This is a genomic window from Pseudomonas sp., assembly GCF_037994325.1.
Lineage (GTDB): Bacteria > Pseudomonadota > Gammaproteobacteria > Pseudomonadales > Pseudomonadaceae > Aquipseudomonas.
In genome coordinates this window covers 1-2188 of sequence record NZ_JBBNAH010000779.1, presented here as the reverse complement: position 1 = coordinate 2188, position 2188 = coordinate 1, and the positions used below count along the sequence as shown (strand labels likewise).

The window sequence follows — 2188 nt, the reverse complement described above, 5'->3', positions numbered from 1 at the left end:
CGTCGTCCCCGCGCAGGCGGGGACCCAGGTGCCGGGGTTGTGCAGGCCCCCCAGTCTTTCCCTACAACATGTCCTTAAATCGCTCATCCTTCTTGAACACCAACGGCTGACTAAACCCAGGAATACGCACCTGCTCGGCCGTTATTTCGATGGCTTTGTCTTCGATCATGTCTTGGCCGAAGTTGTAGATGATATCCAGCTGACCATTCAGCGCGCGTTGGTCGTAGGCCTGGGCGTTGGCGCGGGTGTGTTCGCGGCGGGCGACGTAGGCGGCAAACGCTGCTTCGCCATGACGCTTTTTCAGCATGCGTTCGGCCACATGGGGGGCAAGGATTACGCCGCTGGCGTTGTTGCCGCCAAAGCCTTTGGAGTTGATAAAGCACACGTCTAATTGCTCGGCGCCGACATTACGGTCTTTGGTGGCGATGGCCAGGTGTTGCTGGTGCACGTCTGGGGCTACGGCGTCGATGGTTTTGATGCCAGGGATAATGCCGTACTTAAAGGTGCCCAACGCCGAGATCAACTGGTCGCCACTGGCGGTGGCCAGTGAGTGGCCGACAAAGGCTTTCACGGCGGTCACCGGCCAGCTGTCGATGCTAAAGGCCGAAGCCACGCGGTCCAGCAGTTCTGATTCGGTCACGCGGTTAGCCGGGGTGCTGGAGCCATGGGCGTGGATAAAGCTGCGTTTTTGCACGCCTTCCAACCCGACGATTTGCACCGCGCTGGCCACGGCCTTGGCGACGGTCAGGTAGTTGCCTGGGCCAGGGGCGGAGATGGATTTTTTAAAGCCGTCGGCGTTGATAAACACATCGGCCACCGCACCATGGATATCGGCGCCCAATTCCAAGGCCAGCTCGTCATCCATCAGCACGATGTATTGCGCGGACTCAGCCAGGGTGAAGCCGCAGTTCTCGCCAAATGGGCGGCTGGCGCGACGGAAGTCCACATCGTCGCGGCCTTCGATCAAGCGCAGGCCTTCTTCGGTGGCCAGCGCGCCCATGGCGCTGTAGCCCTCAATGCACTCGGACAGAATCGGCGCTTCGCTGTTACCGACAATGGCCACCCGTACTTGGCCGGCGGCAATTACGTCGATGGCTTTTTGCAGGTTGTAGAGAAAGGTCGCGCAGGCGCCCGTGACGCTGCCGGTGGTGCCGACGCTGCCCAGCACATAGGCGTTGATAAAGTCGGTGGGCATGCTGTTAAAGCCCAGCGGCAATTGCTTGGCCGACACCCGATTGCCCTTAAGGCGTGATTGCATCAAACCGCCAAAACCGTTTTCGTCGAGCTGGCTCATGATGCTGCCGGAGAACACCGCCACTTCATCGGGCTGCACATGGCTGACGATGGTCTGCCAATCCAAACCGGTGGAGCGCAGGGCGTCGGTGGCGGCGACCACGGACATCTGCAGGCCGCGCGGGTGGAAGCGCGAGTTATACAGCTCGCTCGGTTCAAAGCCGGCCGGCAATTGCCCGGCCGATTTCACGCTCAGGGCACGGTAGCTATCTACTTTGAATTCGCAGCTGCCATGGATGGTGACTTGCACCTGCTTGTCTTCGAGCTCTTCCACCGCCCAGTTCGCCGGCAGCGGCTCGGGCAGTTGTTTGCGTTGGGTGGTGAAGGTCAGCGGTTGAGCGGCGCTGGTTTCGACTTCGAGGCTTTTTTGCCAATGCACCGCGTCGGGGTCCAGATGCTGCTTTTCGATGCGGCGCACCAGGGTGGATTGCAGAATCTGCGCGGCAAAACGTTGTTCAATCTCGGCGGCATTGAGGGTTTTGCCCGTGCTGTCTCGATAGACGCCGTCGACCAGGCTGACCAGCTTCATCATAACTGCCAGGCCTACCAGGGTTTCCTGGCGGGCGGCGGCGTCCATTGATTCGATAACGGTACGGCGAAAACCATGGTGAAAAGAGCTGCGGCCCGCTGCGTTGTACCCACCAAACCCTACGATGACTGGAAGTCGAGACATCTAGCGCACGCTCCTAAAAAATACTTGGCCAATAGCCGATCACTAAAAATGATGAAGAGCGGCCCATTAAGTGGGCACGCGTGATCGAGAGACTATGCTGACGCGAGTTGTGACTTGTGAGTCACTGTCAACGGCAAGGTTGTTGGCCGTCAAGGCTGCTCGTCTGGCTGTAGGTAGGAGCTGAGGATATGCAGGGATGGGGCTGAAGCAGCCGACCTCCGT

Annotated in this window: 1 protein-coding gene; it reads right to left on the bottom strand. The window is 59.5% G+C overall.

All coding sequences use genetic code 11. The features are described from left to right. Positions 1-61: 61 nt before the first annotated feature. Complete coding sequence (locus AAAB16_RS26245; protein WP_340666010.1) at positions 62-1966, bottom strand: beta-ketoacyl synthase; 1905 nt, start codon at positions 1964-1966, stop codon at positions 62-64. Between the last annotated feature and the right edge of the window lie 222 nt (positions 1967-2188).